This is a genomic window from Caulobacter sp. CCNWLW153 (assembly GCF_036889365.1).
GTDB lineage: Bacteria > Pseudomonadota > Alphaproteobacteria > Caulobacterales > Caulobacteraceae > Caulobacter > Caulobacter radicis.
Genome location: NZ_JBAKFV010000017.1, coordinates 91464 through 108817, shown reverse-complemented (window position 1 = coordinate 108817; position 17354 = coordinate 91464). Strand labels below are relative to the sequence as shown.

16 protein-coding genes and 1 pseudogene are annotated in these 17354 nt (G+C 68.5%); 1 reads left to right on the top strand and 16 read right to left on the bottom strand.

The window, feature by feature from the left end; translation table 11 throughout:
- Window positions 1–149: 149 nt before the first annotated feature.
- Window positions 150–767 (top strand): annotated as a pseudogene (gene msrQ / locus V6S85_RS22655) (protein-methionine-sulfoxide reductase heme-binding subunit MsrQ); the annotation flags it as partial.
- Window positions 768–900: 133 nt separating this feature from the next.
- On the opposite strand, the gene V6S85_RS22650 reads toward msrQ, so the two are convergent.
- From V6S85_RS22650 to V6S85_RS22580, 16 genes are all read right to left on the bottom strand, one after another.
- The gene (locus V6S85_RS22650; protein WP_334350345.1) at window positions 901–2118 is read right to left on the bottom strand and encodes a dipeptidase; all 1218 of its coding nucleotides are present in this window, start codon (window positions 2116–2118) and stop codon (window positions 901–903) included.
- Between the two features lie 98 nt (window positions 2119–2216).
- On the bottom strand, window positions 2217–2981 hold the full coding sequence (gene radC, locus V6S85_RS22645) for a RadC family protein (protein WP_116568561.1): 765 nt from the start codon (window positions 2979–2981) through the stop codon (window positions 2217–2219).
- An 84-nt stretch (window positions 2982–3065) separates the two neighbouring features.
- Window positions 3066–3869 carry a MetQ/NlpA family ABC transporter substrate-binding protein gene (locus tag V6S85_RS22640; protein WP_116568560.1) on the bottom strand — a complete coding sequence of 268 codons (804 nt, stop codon included), beginning with the start codon at window positions 3867–3869 and terminating at the stop codon, window positions 3066–3068.
- 100 nt (window positions 3870–3969) lie between these two features.
- A complete protein-coding gene (locus tag V6S85_RS22635) occupies window positions 3970–4329 on the bottom strand; it encodes a hypothetical protein (protein WP_334350344.1) in 360 nt (119 codons plus the stop codon).
- Between the two features lie 35 nt (window positions 4330–4364).
- Window positions 4365–4847: a GNAT family N-acetyltransferase gene (locus V6S85_RS22630; protein ID WP_334350343.1), complete on the bottom strand. Its 483-nt coding sequence runs from the start codon at window positions 4845–4847 to the stop codon at window positions 4365–4367.
- Window positions 4844–5506: a methionine ABC transporter permease gene (locus V6S85_RS22625; RefSeq protein ID WP_116568557.1), complete on the bottom strand. Its 663-nt coding sequence runs from the start codon at window positions 5504–5506 to the stop codon at window positions 4844–4846. Before V6S85_RS22625 ends, V6S85_RS22630 begins: the two co-directional genes overlap by 4 nt.
- A complete protein-coding gene (locus V6S85_RS22620) occupies window positions 5503–6504 on the bottom strand; it encodes a methionine ABC transporter ATP-binding protein (protein ID WP_116568556.1) in 1002 nt (333 codons plus the stop codon). The genes V6S85_RS22625 and V6S85_RS22620 overlap by 4 nt, the downstream gene beginning before the upstream one ends.
- 13 nt (window positions 6505–6517) lie before the next feature.
- Window positions 6518–9016 carry a S9 family peptidase gene (locus V6S85_RS22615; protein WP_334350342.1) on the bottom strand — a complete coding sequence of 833 codons (2499 nt, stop codon included), beginning with the start codon at window positions 9014–9016 and terminating at the stop codon, window positions 6518–6520.
- A 199-nt stretch (window positions 9017–9215) separates the two neighbouring features.
- Entirely contained in the window at window positions 9216–10148 is a 933-nt protein-coding gene (locus V6S85_RS22610; RefSeq protein WP_334350341.1) for a hypothetical protein, read from the bottom strand.
- A gap of 85 nt (window positions 10149–10233) precedes the next feature.
- A complete protein-coding gene (locus tag V6S85_RS22605; RefSeq protein WP_334350339.1) occupies window positions 10234–11511 on the bottom strand; it encodes a Xaa-Pro dipeptidase in 1278 nt (425 codons plus the stop codon).
- Window positions 11512–11605: 94 nt separating this feature from the next.
- Window positions 11606–12442: an alpha/beta fold hydrolase gene (locus V6S85_RS22600; protein WP_205685389.1), complete on the bottom strand. Its 837-nt coding sequence runs from the start codon at window positions 12440–12442 to the stop codon at window positions 11606–11608.
- A 444-nt stretch (window positions 12443–12886) separates the two neighbouring features.
- Window positions 12887–14293 (bottom strand): sensor histidine kinase, encoded by a 1407-nt coding sequence (locus tag V6S85_RS22595; protein ID WP_334350338.1) that lies wholly within the window; start codon window positions 14291–14293, stop codon window positions 12887–12889.
- A 3-nt stretch (window positions 14294–14296) separates the two neighbouring features.
- Window positions 14297–14593: a type II toxin-antitoxin system RelE/ParE family toxin gene (locus V6S85_RS26690; protein WP_442885728.1), complete on the bottom strand. Its 297-nt coding sequence runs from the start codon at window positions 14591–14593 to the stop codon at window positions 14297–14299.
- 10 nt (window positions 14594–14603) lie between these two features.
- Window positions 14604–14819, bottom strand: coding sequence for a hypothetical protein (locus tag V6S85_RS22590; RefSeq protein ID WP_334350337.1), 216 nt, complete (start codon window positions 14817–14819; stop codon window positions 14604–14606).
- A gap of 33 nt (window positions 14820–14852) precedes the next feature.
- Complete coding sequence (locus V6S85_RS22585) at window positions 14853–15524, bottom strand: response regulator transcription factor (RefSeq protein ID WP_116487713.1); 672 nt, start codon at window positions 15522–15524, stop codon at window positions 14853–14855.
- A 182-nt stretch (window positions 15525–15706) separates the two neighbouring features.
- A complete protein-coding gene (locus V6S85_RS22580; RefSeq protein ID WP_334350336.1) occupies window positions 15707–17284 on the bottom strand; it encodes a Do family serine endopeptidase in 1578 nt (525 codons plus the stop codon).
- Window positions 17285–17354: the final 70 nt, after the last annotated feature.

Here is a 17354-nt window from a genome sequence, read left to right as displayed (position 1 = left end):
GGACGGCCCACTTCCCCCCCGCCAACCCCCCCCCCGGGCCCGGGGGGGGGGGCGGCGCGGCGCAACCCCCGGGTGCCGGCGGGGGCGAGGGACGGAGCGCCGCGCCCAGTCGCGCCCCCTCCACCCCTTCGGGGTCCCCCTCCCCCGCACGCGGGGGAGGAGCAAGAAGAAAACGCCCCTCCAAGACCCGCGACAACCTCGTCTACGCCGCCGTCTGGCTGGCCTGCGCCGCGCCGCTGGCGTGGCTGGCCTTCCGCGCCTTCACCGGCGACTTGGGGGTCAATCCGATCGAGACCCTGGTGCGCCAGCTGGGCGTCTGGGGCCTGCGGCTGCTGCTGGTGGGCCTCGCCATCACGCCCGCCGCGGTGATCCTGAAGAAACCGCGCCTGGTGCGCTTTCGGCGGACGATCGGCCTCTTCGCCTTCGCCTATGTGTCGCTGCACCTCTTCAGCTACATCGGCGTCGACCTGTTCTTCGACTTTCGCCAGCTGGTGAAGGACATTCTCAAGCGGCCGTTCATCACCTTGGGGATGGCGGCCTTCGCGCTGCTGGTTCCGCTGGCGGTGACCTCGACCAACGGCTGGGTGGTGCGGATGGGCCGGGCGGCCTGGAGCCGGCTGCACTGGCTGATCTACGTCATCGTGCCGCTGGGCGTGGCCCACTACTACCTGCTGGTGAAGGCCGATCACCGCCCGCCGCTGGTCTATGGGGCGATCCTGGCGTTGCTGCTGGGATGGCGGGTGTGGCGGAAAGTCGCCGCGAGGTAGCCCCCTTCCCCCTTGATGGGGGGAAGGGTCGGGGATGGGGGTGACCTGCTGAGCTGGCGGCCGTGCGCGGCTTCCGACGCCGTGGCCACCCCCACCCAACCCTCCCCCATCAAGGGGGAGGGCTTTCTTGGATCTACTTCGCCCCCTTCGCGAACGCCTGGGCCTGGCCCAGCAGCCTCAGCACATTCCCGCTCCAGATCGCCTCGATGTCGGCGTCCGAATAGCCGGCGGCTTTCAGGCGGGCGGTGATCTTGGGCAGGTCGGCCACGTCTTCCAGGCCCTCGACGCCGCCGCCGCCGTCCCAGTCGGCGCCGACGCAGACGGCCTTGGCGCCGCCGATCTTCAGCACGTGGTTCATGCTGTCCATGAAGGTGTCGAAGTTGGCGCGGACCGGCGGGAACTTCTTGTCGAGTTCGGCGCGCTTCCTGGCGTAGGCCACGAAGTCGGCCTGGGTCGCGTCGTCGCCCGGTCCGCGGCCCAGGGCCTCCAGCGCCGCCTTGCGCTCCGGGCTGTTGGCCGAGGCGCGCAGGTAGACCGAGTTGATGCAGATCGCCCCGCCGCTCTCGGCGATCTTCCTGATATGCGCGTCGTCGAGATTGCGCGGGTGGTCGAACACCGCCCGGGCGCCCGAGTGCGAGGCGATGACCGGGACCTTCGACAGGGCCACGGCCTGGTCCACCACATCGTCCGAGGCGTGGCTGACGTCGATCAGGACGCCCAGGCGGTTGGCCTCGGCCAGCCAGCGCAGGCCCAGCGGCGAGAAGCCGTTCCAGATCTTGCCCTTGGGGTCGGTCGAGCTGTCGGCGAACTGGTTGTTGCGGAAGTGGACCGGCCCGGCCATCCGCACGCCCGCGCCGTAGAAGGTCTGCAGCAGGGTCAGGTCCTCGCCCAGCGGCCAGCTGTTCTCGATGCTCTGGAAGGCGAACTTCTTGCCCGCCTTGTTGATGCGGATCGCATCCTCGGGGGTGTAGGCCAGCTCGAACTTGTCGCTGTGGGCGGCCACCATCTCGCGGATCTCGGTCGCGCGGGTCAGGGCGAAGTCGCGAGACTTGCGATAGCCCTCGGCGGTCAGGTCGCCCTGGCCGGTGTAGATCACGAAGAAGCCGCCATCGAGACCGCCGTCGTTCATGCGCGGCAGGTCAACCTGGCTGAAGTCCTGCGGCACGCTGTGGCGGTCGACCATGCTCCAGCCGGGCCGGGCGAAGTGCTCGGGCGTGTCGAGGTGGGTGTCGAGGGTCAGGATGCGCTCGTGCAGCGCCTTGTCAGTTTTGGAGACCGGGACCTCGGCGGCGTGGGCGGCGGCGCCCAGCAGGGCGGCCGAGCCAAGGAGGACTGACAGCAGGCGACGCATGGAACACTCCGGAACAGCTGATCCGGCCAAGCTCGGAGGAGCCGCGCCCCGCGTCAAGGATATTAGATTTTCTAGCGCCCACTTTTCGCGGATGAGCGTCAGATCAGCCCCAGCGCCTTGAAGCTGGCCACGCCGTCGCGACCGACCACCAGGTGGTCGTGGACGGCGATGCTCAGCGCCTTGCCGGCCGAGACGATCTGCTTGGTCATCTCGATGTCGGGGCGTGACGGGGTCGGATCGCCGCTCGGATGGTTGTGCAGCAGGATCAGGTTGGAGCTGGAAAGCTCCAGCGCCCGACGCATCACCTCGCGCGGATAGACCGGCGCATGGTCGACCGTGCCGTGGTTCATCACCTCGTCGGCGATCAGCTGGTTCTTCTTGTCGAGGAAAAGCACCCGGAACTGCTCGCGGGACTCGTTGGCCAGGGCGACCCGCACATAGCCCAGCAGCGCCGTCCAGGACGAGATCACCGGCCGCTTGGTGATGCCTTCGCGCCCAGCCCGCAGGGTGGCCTCGTGCAGGATCTTCAGGTCCACCGCCGCCGTCTCGCCGACGCCGGGCACGGTCTTCAGCTCCTCGACGGTGGCGCCCAGCACGCCGGCGAACGAGCCGAACCGACCCAGCAACGCCTTGGCCAGCGGCTTGACGTCGCCGCGCGGCAGGCTGCGGAAGAGATAGAGCTCGAGCAGTTCATAGTCAGGCAGGGCCGCCAGGCCGCCGGCCCTGGCCCGCTCGCGCAGGCGCTCGCGATGTCCGGCGTGATGGGCGGCGGCGAGGGCGGCCTTGCTCGGCTTGCCGGCCTTATCCGCCTGGAGCGCGCGCGGCGCGGCCTCCGACACCTTCAAGGACTTGCCGCTGACCATCGCGCCCCTCTGCGAGAGAGCGATTAGAGCTTAGCAATCATAAGTTGTCGAGGGCGCGCAAACGCCCTCGACGCAAAGAGCGGATCAGAACGCCGGGACGACCGCGCCCTTGTACTTCTGCGCCATGAACGCCTTCACCTCGGGCGAGGTCAGGGCCTTGGCCAGCTTGGCCACGCGCGGGTCCGAAGCGTTGTCCGGGCGGGTGACCAGGAAGTTCACATAGGGGCTGGTCTTGTCCTCGATCAGCAGGGCGTCCTTGGCGGGGTCGAGCTTGGCGTCCAGCGCATAGTTGGTGTTGATCACCGCCAGGTCCACCTGGTTCAGCACGCGCGGCAGGGTCGCCGACTCAAGCTCCTTGAACTTCAGGCCCTTCGGGTTGGCGGTGATGTCCTTCAAGGTCGAGACCGGGTTGGACGGGTCCTTCAGGGTGATCAGGCCGTTCTTGTTCAGCAGCAGCAGGGCGCGGCCGCCGTTGCTGGGCTCGTTGGGGATGGCCACGGTGGCGCCGGCCGGCAGCTCGGCGATCGCCTTGACCTTCGAGGAATAGGCGCCCAGCGGCTCGATGTGCACGCCGGCCACCTTGACCAGGCCCCAGCCGCGGTCGGCGTTGACGGTGTCGAGATAGGGGCCGGTCTGGAAGTAGTTGGCGTCCAGGTGCTTCTCGGCCAGTTGCACGTTGGGCTGAACGTAGTCGTTGAACACCTTGACGTCGAGCTTCAGGCCTTCGGCCGCCAGCTTCGGCTTGATGAACTCCAGGACCTCGGCGTGCGGCACGGCGGTGGCGCCGACCACCAGGGTGTCGGCCGCCGACGGCGCGGGCTGGCGGCTGCAGGCGGCCAGCAGGGCGAAGGCGGCGAGGCTGACGAGTGCGGCGCGGCGGGCGACCATGAACGGCTCCGATAAGTCGATAATTCCGGGAGGGTATTGCGCACAAACGCCGCCGATGCGGAATCAGTTTTCCTGGGGCGGGGAAGAGCGCGACGCCGCCTCAGTCGTCGTTGGCCGGGTCCTCGGGGCCCTGGATCGTCCAGTTCGACACGAAGTCGGGGTTCTCCAGCACCTCGCCGTTGGCCAGGGTGTAGGTCCCCGGCTGGGCCGACCGGATGTTCGAGGTCTGCGGCGGCAGCAGATAGGTGTCGCCGTCCTCTTCCTTCGTCAGCAGGTCGACGAGGATGCCCTCTTCCGGATCGGCCGACAGGATGACGCCGTGGAACTGCTCGACGTCCTCGATCTCGCCGTCGGCGTCGAGGAAGGTCAGGCCCACCAGGATGATGCGGCCCGGCAGGGTGTCGGCCAGCGCCTGGTCCCAGTGCTCGGGCGGCGGGACGGAAAGGATTTCGTCGGTCATTCGGGGTTCTTAAGGCCGCGCTCGCCGCCTCGCAATCACCCCAGGCGCTTGGCCCGCGTCAGGTTCAGCGGCGCATAGCCGGCGGCGGCGAAGAAGGCCTGGGCGCCGGCGTTGGCGGCCCAGGCGTCCAGCACGACGGTTTCCAGCCCCAGCGCCCTCGCCTCCCCCTCCAGCACATCGAGCAGGGCCGCGGCGATCCCCCGGCGGCGGAACGCCGGATCGACCGCCAGGTGGTGCAGGTAGAACCGCCGGCGGGCCAGGGCGAAGGGCGTCTCGGCGCGGTCCTGGATTTCGGCCCAGCCATAGCCGGCCGCCGCGCCGTCGACCTCCGCCAGCAGCAGACGATGGGCCGGCTGGTCCAGCACCCCGCGCAGGAAGCTCGCCAGTTCGACCGGATCGACGGCGGGCTTGAAGATCTCGGGCGACAGGGCCGCGTGCAGGGCTTGCACGCCGGCGTTCAACGCGACCAGGGCCGGGATGTCGGTGTCGACGGCGGGCCTGATCGCGATGGAACTCACCGGTGCGAGACCTTTCGCACCACCGTGTCGCCGACCATCTGCAACACCTGCACCAGGATCAGCAGCAGCACCACGGTGACCACCATGACGTCGGTCTGGAAGCGCTGGTAGCCGAAGCGGATGGCGAGATCCCCCAGCCCCCCGGCCCCGACCACCCCGGCCATGGCCGTGTAGGAGACCAGCGCGATGGCCGTCACCGTCGCCCCGGCGATGATCCCGGGCATGGCTTCGGGCAGCAGCGCGCCCAGCACCACCTGGCGACGCGTGGCGCCCAGGGCGAAGCTGGCCTCGACCACGCCCTTGTCGACCTCGCGCAGGGCCGTCTCGACCAGGCGAGCGTAGAAGGGCGCGGCCCCCACCACCAGCGGCGGGATGGCGCCGGCCACGCCCAGCGAGGTGCCGACCAGCAGCACCGTCAGCGGGATCATCACGATCAGCAGAATCACGAACGGCACCGAGCGCAGGATGTTGACCAGCAGGCCCAGGCCCGCGTGCGCGGCCTTGTTCTCCAGCATCTGGCCCTTGCCGGTCAGGAACAGGATCACGCCCAGCGGCAGACCCAGGATCACGGTCAGGGCCATGGAGCCGCCAAGCATGGTCAGGGTGTCGATCGTGGCCAGGCCGATGTCGGCCCAATCGATGTTGGAAAACAGGCTCATCGGGCGGCCTCCAGACGATCCACCCGCACGTCGGCGGCCTCGAAGCGGGCGATGGCGGCCTCGACGTCGCCGCCGGTCAGGGCCAGGGTCAGCTGGCCGTACGGCGCGTCACGCAGCTTGTGGATGCGGCCGCCGAGGATCGAATAGTCGACGCCGGTCTCGCGGGCCACCGCGCCCAGAACCGGCTTGTAGGTGGCCTCGCCCTTGAAGGTCAGGCGCACCAGCACCCCCGCCGGCAGGGCGGTCTCGGACGCGTCCTCCGCCTCGCCCACGAAACGACGGGCGGTGTCGCTGGCCGGGTGCAGGAACACCTCTTCCACCGGCCCCTGCTCGACCACGCGGCCGCCCTCCAGCACCGCCACCCGGTCGCAGACGCGGCGCACGACGTCCATCTCGTGGGTGATCAGCACGATGGTGAGGCCAAGCTCGCGATTGAGGTCGGAGATCAGGGCCAGGATCTGCTCGGTGGTCTCCGGATCGAGCGCGCTGGTGGCCTCGTCGCACAGCAGGACCTTCGGCGCCGTGGCCAGGGCCCGGGCGATGCCGACGCGCTGCTTCTGGCCGCCCGACAGCTGGGCCGGATACTTCGTCGCGTGGTCCGAAAGACCCACCCGCGCCAGCAACTCGGCCGTCCGCGCCTTGATCTGCGCCGGTTCGCGCCCGGCCAGCTTCAGCGGGAAGGCGACGTTCTGCTCGACCGTCTTGGACGACAGCAGGTTGAAGTGCTGGAAGATCATGCCGACGCGGCGACGCAGGGCCCGAAGCCCCGCGACGTCCAGCGCCGCCACGTCGTCGCCGTCGACGATGACCTTGCCGCCGGTGGGCAGTTCCAGGCCGTTGATCAGGCGGATCAGGGTGGACTTGCCGGCGCCCGAGGCGCCGATGACCCCGAACACCTCGCCCTGCGCGACCTCGAGCGAGGCCTCGCGCAAGGCCGCATGACCGGTCGCTCCGCGCGCGGCGGCATAGGTCTTGGATACGGCTTCGAAACGGATCACCGGCGGCAGGTCCCTACTTCGCGACCGGAGCGACGGCGGCCGGGGCGGCCGCGCGCGGCGGGGCGTTCTTGACGTAGCGGTCCATCCAGTCGGTCATCTCCCACAGGGTGTGCATCACCGACTCCCGGGCGCGATAGCCGTGGGCCTCGTAGGGCAGCACGGTGTAGCGCACGGTGGCCCCCGCCCCCTTCAGCGCGGCGTAGAAGCGCTCGCTCTGGATCGGGAAGGTGCCGGAGTTGTCGTCCGCCTCGCCGTGGATCAGCAGGATCGGCTCATTGACCTGCTTCACATAGGTGAAGGGGCTCATCTTCGTATAGGTGTCGGTGGCCTGCCAGTAGGTGCGCTGCTCCGACTGGAAGCCGAACGGCGTCAGGGTGCGGTTGTAGGCGCCCGACCGCGCGATGCCGGCCCGGAAGAGATCGCTGTGAGCCAACAGGTTGGCGGTCATGAACGCGCCGTAGCTGTGGCCGCCCACGGCGATGCGGTCGCGGTCGGCCACGCCCAGGGCCACCACCGCGTCGACCGCGGCCTTGGCGTCGGCGGTCAGCTGCTCGACATAGCTGTCGTTGGGCTCGGCGCCGTCCTTGCCGATGATCGGCATGCCCGGGCCGTCCAGCACCGCATAGCCCTGGGTCAGCAGGAACAGGTGGCTGGCGCCGCCCGGACGGGTGAAGCGGTTGCCCGCGTCCACCGTCTGGCCGGCCACCGAGGCGTCGGTGAACTCTTCCGGATAGGCCCACATCAGCATCGGCAGCGGGCCATCGCGGGTCTTGTCGTAGCCGGCCGGCAGGTAGAGGTCGCCCGACAGCTTCACCCCGTCGGGACGGCTGTAGGTGATGGTCTGCTTGGTGACGCCGGCGAACTGCGGGGCGCGGTCGACGAACTTGGTGAGCGCCTTGCCGTTGCCGCCCTTGAGGGGTTTGACGAAGTAGTTGGGAACCTCGTCCTTGCTCTCGCGGCGGGTGATCAGGGTCTTGCCGGCCTCGTCGGCCAGGGCCACCGGCGCCTCGTAGTACGGGGCCTCGGCCTGCCACAGGCGCGCGGTCTTGCCGTCGGCCAGGTTCATCACGCCCACGAACGGGAACTCGCCCTTGGCGCTCGCGCCGTCGCCGGAAACGAACACGCCCTTGCCGTCGGGCGTGAAGTGCAGCACCGCCTCGCCCTTGGCGTTGCGGCGGCTCAAGAGACTGCCCGGATCGTTGTAGCGGTCCTGGTAGTTGCGCTCGACCAGCAGGCGGGGGGCGCCGGACTTGGACGGATCGATGGCCAGGCGCTTTTCCTTGCGGTTGTCGAACCAGCGGCCGGTGACCACGGCGAAGTCGTCGCGCCCCCAGCTGATCCCGGCATAGCGCAGGTCCAGGTCGACCAGCGTCGTCGGCGCGGCCTCGAACGGCGCGGCCTGCATCAGCACGCGGTCGTGGATCTCGACCTTCTTCTTGGGATCGCCGCCGTCCTGGGCCTCGGCCCAGACCAGGGTCGCGGGCGCGTCGCTGCGCCATTGCGGGCTGCGCGGGCCGGCCACCACCGCGTCGAAGGCCGACGACAGGTTGTCGGCCAGCGGGCGGTCGACCAGGGTCTTGACCGGCTTGCCGCCCTCGGCGTCGACGATCTGGATCTCGGTGGGGAAACGGCCGGCCGGCACCAGGTAGCTGTAGGGACGCTTCAGGCGTGTAACCAACAGGTAGCGGCCGTCGGGCGAGACCGAGAAGCCGTTGATCACGCCGGGCGCGCCCACCGGGGTCGACGCCCCGTCGGCCAGGGCCACGCGGGTCAGCTGGCTGGTGAAGTAGTGGTCGAACAGCGCCTCGTCATGGGCGTTGCCCAGCAGGTCCTGATAGGTGCGGATGGCGGCGGTGCGGCCCGCCGACTGCTGGACGATCGGGCCCTCGGGCGCCGCCGGCTCGGCCGGGGCCGCGCCACGGCCGGCCGGGATCTGGCGCACCAGGAAGCCGCTGTCGTCGGGCAGCCAGTCATAGCTGCCGCCGAAGGCCGCGTTCAGCACCGGGCCGGTCAGCCTGCGCGCCGTCGCGGTCTTCAGGTCGGCGACCCACAGCTCCAGGCCGGTGGGCGCCTCCATCACGAAGGCCAGGCTCTGGCCGTTCGTCGACCAGCGCGTCTCGATGAAGCGCGCGCCCTGGGGCAGAGCCACCGGCCGCACCGCGCCAGTCTTCACGTCCTCGAAGGCCAGGCTGTTCATCCAGGTGGTGCGGGCCTCGATCGGGCCGTTGGTGCGCGGATTGATGCGGTAGCCGCCCAGCCGCAGGATCGGGTCGGCCACGGCCCGGATCGGCGGCAGGTTCTCGCGGCCCAGCAGGGCCAGCGTCTTGCGCTCGGGGCTCAGGCTGACGCCCGGCGTCGGCGCGGCGTCGAGGATCTGGGCGATCGGCGCCGGCGGCGTCCGATAGGCCTCGCCGGCGGTGGCGACCGAAGCGGCCCCGCCGCAGGCCATGGCCGCCAGCACGGCGGTCGAAGCCAACGCCACGGCGCGGCGACGGAATTGGGTGTCGAACATGAAGCCCCCGGGAAACGCGTAGGAGGGGCAGCAATAAGCGCGCTTACGGCTCAGGTGAACGGGAAAGTGTGGGCGAGTGGGATATCGGTGGTTGGGTTTTGCAGGGTGGGGAGGCGGATGAGACGCGTGTTGGATCAGCCTGACGCTTCGGCGCTGCGCCTCGCGAGATTAACCGAGAGTACGAGGGCTCTTCCATAGATCAACTGACTGGCCGAGCCTCCTGAGGCGCATTCAGCTCGAAAACCCCGCCGCCGATCTCCGTCAGGAGTTCGTTCACGCGCGCCCGCACTGCAGCCTGCAGTGGCGCATCATCAATAAAACCTGGACTATCGGGGATCTCGACGCGAAGGCGCTCGGGATCGTCCGCTGACAAAGGCGAATAGACGAAACCAAGCCCAGCTTGCGGCAATGCAACACCGATCACAGCGACACCCCTAAGCGAGCCGCCCACAACGCTGTAGTTGAAAGCGGTCGCCCCCGTCAGCTGTGCTCTCTGCTGAGCGGGGGTAATTCCGGTGGCCGTATGGATAGGGTCCCAGGCCATCGACAAGGTTTGGCCTTGATAGATATGTCCGTAGGGTGATCCGAGAAGGCTTATCGGGAAGCCGCCAACGGTGTCGTTGACCAGCGACCCAGCATCTGAGAACAGCCTAAAAAATGCACCATTGAATTGGATCTCAGCGGCCTGAACTCCCCATTCGGGATTATCGTATCCTGGCTGATTGGGCTCCTCTGCGAGAACTTTCCGAACCACATCCGGGTCGCCAATAAAACAATTTTCAACGTCACCCGAAATGCCGCGCGCAGTGATCTTGTGCAGGAACGGCTCTCCATCTCTATGGAATGCCAGAATGAATTCGACATCCGCTCCTGAGGTGGTGCAGGCACCCGCTAAAACATTGGCGACTTCTGAAACTTCGCCACTGGAAAGAAGCTGTTTACGAGCCTGTCGGATTGCGCTCAGAGCTGGGTCAGCGTGGCCAGCATAGGCAACGGAGACATATGGGCTCAGGATGATCCCTTTAAGTCGCCCGGGAAAAGCATCGCGCTTTCCCACCGCACTGTCAGAAATCATCGTATCGGTTAGGAGGCTGATACGCCTACCAAACTTACGCCCAATCCCAACCGTCATCGTTTCCCTGTCATCGGCGAGTTATCAGCCCTCCCGCTATCCCAGCAGTCGACTTCCCTAAGGCGTCTGCGGTCCGTTGCTCCCCCTACTTTCTAACCACCGCCCCGCCCTTCATCACGAACACCGGCTTCTCCAGCACGGTCACGTCAGCGAGCGGGTCGCCCGACACCGCGATCAGGTCGGCGTAGCGGCCGGCGGTCACCTGGCCCAGGTCCTTCTCGCGGCCCAGGGCTTGGGCCGCGTTGACCGTGGCGGCCTGGATGGCCTGGAGAGGCGTGGCGCCGTAGCGGACCATCACCGCGAACTGGCGGGCGTTGTCGCCGTGGGGATAGACCCCGGCGTCGGTGCCGTAGATCATCTTCACCCCGCCCTTGAGGGCCTTGCGGAAGTTCTCGCGCTGGACCTCGGCGATGTCGCGGTCCTTGCGCAGGTTGTCCTCGAGCACGCCGTTCTTGCGGCCTTCGGACTGGGTGTAGTCGGTGTTGTAGATGTCCATCGAGAACCAGGTCCCCTTCTGGGCGGCCAGCTTGATCCCCTCGTCGTCGACGAGGCTGGCGTGCTCGATGGTGTCGATGCCGGCGCGGATGGCCTCCTTGATGCCGGCCCCGCCATGGGCGTGGGCGGCGACCTTGAGGCCGGCCATGTGGGCCTCGTCGGCCACGGCCTTCATCTCGTCATAGGTCAGCTGCTGCTGGCCCGGCTCGTCGCCGCGCGAGAAGACGCCGCCGGTGGCGCAGATCTTGATCACCTGGGCGCCGTACTTCTTCAGCGTGCGCACCGCCTTGCGGGCCTCGTCGGGGCTGTCGATGTTGTAGGGCGCCTTCTGGTCCATCGACGGCGGGAAGAAGGTGCTGTCGCAGTGCCCGCCGGTGGCCCCGATGGCGTAGGTGGCGGTGACGACCCGCGGGCCGGGTACGACGCCCTCGTCGATCGCCTCGCGCAGGCCCACGTCGTTGAAGCGGTCGGCGCCGACGTTGCGCACGGTGGTGAAGCCGGCCTCCAGCGTGGCCTTGGCGTTGGCGGTCTGGGTCACGCTCCAGAAGGCGTCGCTGAACTGCAGGGAATTGTAGCCCCCATAGACCGGCGAGGCGTCGAGATGCACGTGCATGTCGATCAGGCCCGGCAGCAGGGTCGCGCCCGGCAGGTCGACCGCCTCGGCGTCGGGGGGGATCGCGAAGTCGCCGGCCTTGCCGACGGCGGTGATCCGGCCGGCGACCACCAGCACCACCGGCTTGTCGACATAGCGCCCGGTGGCGACGTCGAGCAGCCGCGCGGCGGTGACGACCTTGGTCTCGGCGGCGTGCGCGGCGCTCGCGGCCAGCGCCAGGGCGACCGCCAGGGTCGAAATCGTCGGTCCACGCATCCGGTCGGCCTCGCTTCAAGTTGCAGGCGAGGACGCTAGAGCGTGACCGTGAAAGTGGAAAGGGCGGCCGCGCACGGCGACCGCCCCTTTTTCGTCAGGCCTTGAAGAAGGCCAGCAGGTCCGGGTTGATGATCTCCGGATGGGTCGTGCACATGCCGTGCGGCAGACCCTTGTAGACCTTCAGCTCGCCCTTCTTGACCAGCTTGGCCGACAGCAGCGCCGAGTCGGCGATCGGCACGATCTGGTCGTCGTCGCCGTGCATCACCAGCACCGGCACGTCGACCTTCTTGAGATCGTCGGTGAAGTCGGTCTCGGAGAAGGCCTTGATGCAGTCGTAGTGGGCCTTGACGCTGCCGGTCATGCCCTGGCGCCACCAGTTCCAGATCACGCCCTGGTCGACCTTCGCGCCCGGACGGTTGAAGCCGTAGAACGGGCCGGCCGGCACGTCGTAGAAGAACTGGGCGCGGTTGCCGGCGGTGGCGGCGCGGAAGCCGTCGAACACCTCGATCGGCAGGCCGCCCGGGTTCTTGTCGCTCTTGACCATGATCGGCGGCACCGCGCCGATCAGCACGGCCTTGGCCACGCGTCCCGGCTTGGCGCGGGCGACGTAGTGGATCACCTCGCCGCCGCCGGTCGAGTGGCCGACGTGGATGGCGTTCTTCAGGTCGAGGTGGTCGGTCAGGGCCGCGACGTCGGCGGCGTAGGTGTCCATCTCGTTGCCGGTGTCGGTCTGGGTCGAACGGCCGTGACCGCGGCGGTCATGGGCGATCACCCGGAAGCCCTGAGCGTAGAAGAACATCATCTGGTTGTCCCAGTCGTCGGCCGTCAGCGGCCAGCCGTGGTGGAACACGATCGGCTGGGCGGTCTTGGGACCCCAGTCCTTGTAGTAGATCTGCACGCCGTCCTTGGTCGTGACGAAACCGCTGCTCATGGTCTTGGCTCCTGGGGTAGGGCTCGCGGGCGAGGCCGCGGCGAAGGTCGGGGCGACCGCGAAAGCCGCCAGGCCGAGGCCGACGGCGAGGACGTCCCGGCGCGAGGCGCCGTCGTCGGAAGATTGGGTGGTCATCGGTCGCCCTCTGCATCGAACAATCCGGGGCGCGTTTCGTTGCGGCCCCGAGCCCGTGCAAGGTGGCCCAGCGCGCCTCATGGGGCTTGAACGTATCGCGCGACCGCTGGGACGAACGCGCCGGGACGTTAGATTGATGTGGCGCGTCCCCAAAACGCCCGTCATTCCCGCCCTTGTGGCGCGACCCCCTCTATCAGCCGCAAGGGCGGGAGGGGCGGCGTGCACAGCACGCCGCTGGCGCTTTCACGTGCGAGCGGAACCAGAGGTTCCCGCCACAAGGGCGGGAATGACGGGAGAAATATTGCACCGCTACTCGGCGCGGGGCAGCACCAGGGCCACGCGCAGGCCCGGGCCCATGCCGTTGTACTCGCCCGGCCCCTCGGCCAGCTCCAGCCGGCCGCCGTGCGAGGCGGCGACGGCCTGCACCAGCGACAGGCCAAGGCCCGCGCCAGGCTCGCTGCGGCTGTTCTCCAGGCGCACGAAGCGCTGGACCACGCGGGCGCGGTCCTCCTCGGGCACGCCCGGTCCGGTGTCGGTGACCGAGAACTCCAGCTCGCCCGACGAGCGGCGGCGCAGGCGCAGCATGATCGCCCCGCCCTCGGGCGTGTACTTGATGGCGTTGTCGAGCAGGTTGGCCAGGGCCTGGGCGATGAACTCGCGGTTGCCGCGCAGGGACAGGGCCGGGGTGATCTCGGCCTTGAAGTCCAGGCCCTTGTCCTCGCACGAGAACTCGTAGAGCTCGGCCATGTCGGTGGCCAGGTCGCTGGCCTCGAAGGTCTTCTGATCGGGGGCCTGGCCGGCGGCCTGCAGGCGGGCGATGGCCAGCACGGCGTTGAAGGTCTTGAGCACGCCGTCGGCGTCGGCCAGAGCGGTCTCGAGCGCCGCCACCGGGTCGCCCTTGCCGTTCTCGGCGTCGATCAGGGCCACTTCCATGCGGGCGCGAAGGCGGGTCAGCGGGCTGCGCAGGTCGTGGGCGATGGCGTCGCCGGCGTGGCGCAGGCCGCCCATCAGGCGCTCGATGCGGTCGAGCATGTCGTTCAGGCCCTCGGCCAGCTCGTCGTACTCGTCGCGGGCGCCGCGGATCTTGGCCCGGGCGTGCAGGTCGCCGCCGCGCACGGCGTTCACCACGTCCACAAGCCCCTGCATGCTGCGGCTGACGTTGCGGCTGATCAGCACCCCGCCGGCGAGGCCCAGGATGATGACCAGCGCGCCTGCGCCCCACAGGGCGCGGACGATCTTCATCACATAGCCCTGGGACTCGGCGACGTCGGCGCCGACGAACAGGATCTCGCCGCCCGCCAGGCGCTCCTGCACGCCCCGGGCCGAGCGCCGCACGGCGGCGCCGTCGAGGTCGGTCTCGGTCAGGGTGAAGCTGCGCCAGGTCGGCCCCGCCCCGGTGAAGTCGTCGATCGGCGACTCCTCGATCGAGCCGGTGATCCGCCTGCCGGTCTTGTCGGCGAAGTAATAGAGGAACGGCCGCTCGCCGATGGCCCGCTCGACCAGGGTCTGGTTCAGGGCGTTGACCCCGCCCTGGCGATAGGCCGCCTCCAGGCTCTCCATCTCGCGGGTGATCTCGGCGTCGGCGCGCCGGTCCACCTCGCCGGCGGTGGCGATGTAGATATAGCCGAGGAACGCCGTCGCCGCCGCCGCGAACAGGGCCAGGAACAGCAGGGTGAGCCGGAAAGGCGTCGAGCGAACGAGGCGCGGCAGGCGCATGGATCAGGTCTTCTTACCGATCAGAGCGTCGAGGTCACGCCGGCCGTCCAAGACCCGCAGCACTTCGACGCCGCCCGATATCGGGCGATAAACAATGATCCACGGCTTGACGCTGTGAACGCGCGCGCCGCGGCGTGTGGCCCGGCCAAGGTGCGGAAAAGCCGCTAGGTTTGGCAAGGCCGCCTCCAGTCTTCTCAGCACCGAAGATGCAGCCGAAAGCCCGTTTTCGGAGACGACCTGACGAAAGATGTAGCGAAGGTCCGCCTCAGCCTTGGCCGTGGTGACGAAACACGGCGGCACGGTGGACGGGTCAGGCCTTGCGCTGGACTTGAAGAAACCGCGAGGTCTCCTCTGCAATCAGCTTTTCCACATCAAGCACCGAGCGCTCACCGCCCTGGGCGTCCGCCTCCGCGACGAGCGTCTCTAGCGCATCCTCGTTCCGCGAGAGCCAGGCATCGAGGTCCGCCCCGGAGAGCTCCGGATCGGTAACGACGTCCTTGGTGAAAGGCTTGGACGGCTCGTTCATGGCGCTCAGCCTAACACGGGTCCGGCGGACCGCCTACGGATCGAGCCGGTAGCCCGCCCCGCGCACGGTCTGCAGCATGGCCCTGTCGAACCCCTTGTCGATCTTCGATCGAAGACGAGAAATGTGCACGTCGATGACGTTGGTCTGCGGGTCGAAGTGGTATTCCCACACCTTCTCCAGCAGCATGGTGCGGGTCACCGACTGGCCGGCGTGGCGCATCATGAACTCCAGGAGTTGAAACTCCCGGGGTTGCAGGTCGATCTCCTTGCCCTGGCGATGGACCGTGCGATTGATGAGGTTCATCTCGAGCTCGCCGACCTTCAGGGTCGTGGCGACGGCGCCCGTCTCGCGACGGCGCGACAGGGCCTCGACGCGGGCGATCAGTTCGGGAAAGGCGTAGGGCTTGACCAGGTAGTCGTCGGCGCCGGCCTTCAGGCCGTCGACGCGGTCGCCCACCTCGCCCAGGGCCGACAGGAACAGCACCGGCGTCTGGTCGCCCTCGCGGCGCAGGGTCGAGACCACCTCGACGCCGTTCTTCTTGGGCATCATGCGGTCGACGATCAGCACGTCGAAGCCGCCCTTGCCGGCCTCGACCAGGCCGGCCTCGCCGTCGGGCGCGTGGACGCAGGCGTAGCCGGCTTCGGTCAGGCCATGGGACATCGCGCCGGCGGCCTCGAGATCGTCCTCGATAATCAGAATACGCATCAGCCAACCCCTCGTGCGCCGACAGAGAACAATCGACGTTCTCCCGATTCTATCGACCGGCGCGATAGTTGGCGACTGGATACCGGCTTCGCGCGCGACCGTCCCTTAAACCTTGGTCACATACGAAAAGCCCCGCCTCGATTTCTCGAGGCGGGGCTGATCGTTCACGATGTAAGGACCGCTTAGGGAGCGATCTTGATCGCGATGATGGTCGGGCGGCCGGCGCGGATGATGCGCAGGTTGACGCTCGGGCGCTGAAGCTTCTTGGCGGCCTCGATCGCGGCGTTGACCTCGCCGATCGTGACGACCTGTTCGCCGTTGATGCTGCTGATCACGTCGCCCTTGCGCAGGCCCTTCTCGCCGGCGTCGGACGTGGCCTTCACGCTGTCGATCAGCAGGCCCTTGACGCTGCTGTCGATGCCGTTGGCCTTGCGGGCCGCGTCATCGAGAGGCGACAGGCTCATGCCCAGGGCCTCGGCCTTGGGGGCCGCCGGCTTGGCCGGAGCGGACTTGTCGCCGCCGTCCTCGTTGTCGTTGTCGGCCAGTTCCTTCTCGGTCGGGCGCACGCCCGAGCGGATCTCGACGGTGCGGGGCTTGCCGCCGCGCAGCACGGCCAGCTTGATGACCTCGCCCGGACGGGCCTTGGCCACTTCGCGGGTCAGTTCCGAGCCGCTCTTGATCGCCACGCCGTTGACGCTGGTGACCACGTCTTCGGGCATCAGGCCGCCGCGCTGGGCAGGACCGCCCGGCACCAGGTCGGCGACGATGGCGCCCTTGGTCCCGGCCAGGCCTTGCGCCTCGGCCATCTCGCTGGTGAACGGCTGGATCTGGGCGCCGATATAGCCGCGCACGACCTTGCCGCCGTTGATCAGCTGCTTGGCGGTGGCCTCGGCCACGTCGGCCGGAATGGCGAAGCCGATGCCCACCGAGCCGCCGGTCGGCGAGAAGATCGCCGTGTTCACGCCGATCACCCGACCGTAGATGTCGAACGACGGACCGCCTGAGTTGCCGCGGTTGATGGGGGCGTCGATCTGGATGTAGTCGACGAACTGCGAGGAGTTGTCGCCCAGGTCGCGACCATAGGCCGAGATGATGCCGGCGGTGGCCGTGCCGCCCAGGCCGAACGGGTTGCCGATGGTGATCACCCAGTCGCCGACGCGCGGACGGGCCTGGTTCTCGAAGTTCACGAACGGGAACGCCGCGCCCTTGGCCTGCGGGTCGATCACCTTGATCACCGCCAGGTCGGTGCTTTCGTCACGCCCCACCACGGTGGCCTTCAGCTCGCGGCCGTCCTTCATGACGACGTTGATGCCGTCGGTGTCGGCGTCGGCCACCACGTGGTTGTTGGTGACGATGTAGCCGTCGGCCGAGATGAAGAAGCCCGAGCCCGAGGACTGCTGCTTGGGCGCGGCTTGCGCGTCCTCGCCTTCCTCGCCCGGCTTCTGGCCGCGCGGCACGATGTCGAACGGCAGGCCTTCCAGGCCCGGAATGCGAAGGCGGGCCTTCGGGTCGGCCTTCGAGGTCACGTCGATCTGCACGACGGCCGGCGAGACCTTCTCGAAGATGTCGGCGAAGGACAGCGGCGCGCCGGGCGGCGGGGCGAACATCGGGGCGCTGGTCGCCGAAGCGCGCACCAGCGACGGCTCCTGCTCGGCCGCGCCGGCCGGTCCCATGCGCATGCCCACGCCGGCCAAGGCGGCGCAAGCAACGCCGGCCCCCGCGACGGCGCCAACAATAAATCCTGACTTCCGAGCAGCCATCTTTCGTCTTTCCTCACCCACGACGCTCCGCGCCGGGTTCTCGAACAGAACCTAGTTGCACCAGCAATTC

What these genes read in the sequence shown, in the direction of transcription:
- V6S85_RS22650 (WP_334350345.1), bottom strand. Translation starts at nt 2,118, where the DNA reads ATGCGTCGCCTGCTGTCAGTCCTCCTTGGCTCGGCCGCCCTGCTGGGC.
- radC (WP_116568561.1), bottom strand. Translation starts at nt 2,981, where the DNA reads ATGGTCAGCGGCAAGTCCTTGAAGGTGTCGGAGGCCGCGCCGCGCGCG.
- V6S85_RS22640 (WP_116568560.1), bottom strand. Translation starts at nt 3,869, where the DNA reads ATGGTCGCCCGCCGCGCCGCACTCGTCAGCCTCGCCGCCTTCGCCCTG.
- V6S85_RS22635 (WP_334350344.1), bottom strand. Translation starts at nt 4,329, where the DNA reads ATGACCGACGAAATCCTTTCCGTCCCGCCGCCCGAGCACTGGGACCAG.
- V6S85_RS22625 (WP_116568557.1), bottom strand. Translation starts at nt 5,506, where the DNA reads ATGAGCCTGTTTTCCAACATCGATTGGGCCGACATCGGCCTGGCCACG.
- V6S85_RS22615 (WP_334350342.1), bottom strand. Translation starts at nt 9,016, where the DNA reads ATGTTCGACACCCAATTCCGTCGCCGCGCCGTGGCGTTGGCTTCGACC.
- V6S85_RS22610 (WP_334350341.1), bottom strand. Translation starts at nt 10,148, where the DNA reads ATGACGGTTGGGATTGGGCGTAAGTTTGGTAGGCGTATCAGCCTCCTA.
- V6S85_RS22605 (WP_334350339.1), bottom strand. Translation starts at nt 11,511, where the DNA reads ATGCGTGGACCGACGATTTCGACCCTGGCGGTCGCCCTGGCGCTGGCC.
- V6S85_RS22600 (WP_205685389.1), bottom strand. Translation starts at nt 12,442, where the DNA reads ATGAGCAGCGGTTTCGTCACGACCAAGGACGGCGTGCAGATCTACTAC.
- V6S85_RS22595 (WP_334350338.1), bottom strand. Translation starts at nt 14,293, where the DNA reads ATGCGCCTGCCGCGCCTCGTTCGCTCGACGCCTTTCCGGCTCACCCTG.
- V6S85_RS22590 (WP_334350337.1), bottom strand. Translation starts at nt 14,819, where the DNA reads ATGAACGAGCCGTCCAAGCCTTTCACCAAGGACGTCGTTACCGATCCG.
- V6S85_RS22585 (WP_116487713.1), bottom strand. Translation starts at nt 15,524, where the DNA reads ATGCGTATTCTGATTATCGAGGACGATCTCGAGGCCGCCGGCGCGATG.
- V6S85_RS22580 (WP_334350336.1), bottom strand. Translation starts at nt 17,284, where the DNA reads ATGGCTGCTCGGAAGTCAGGATTTATTGTTGGCGCCGTCGCGGGGGCC.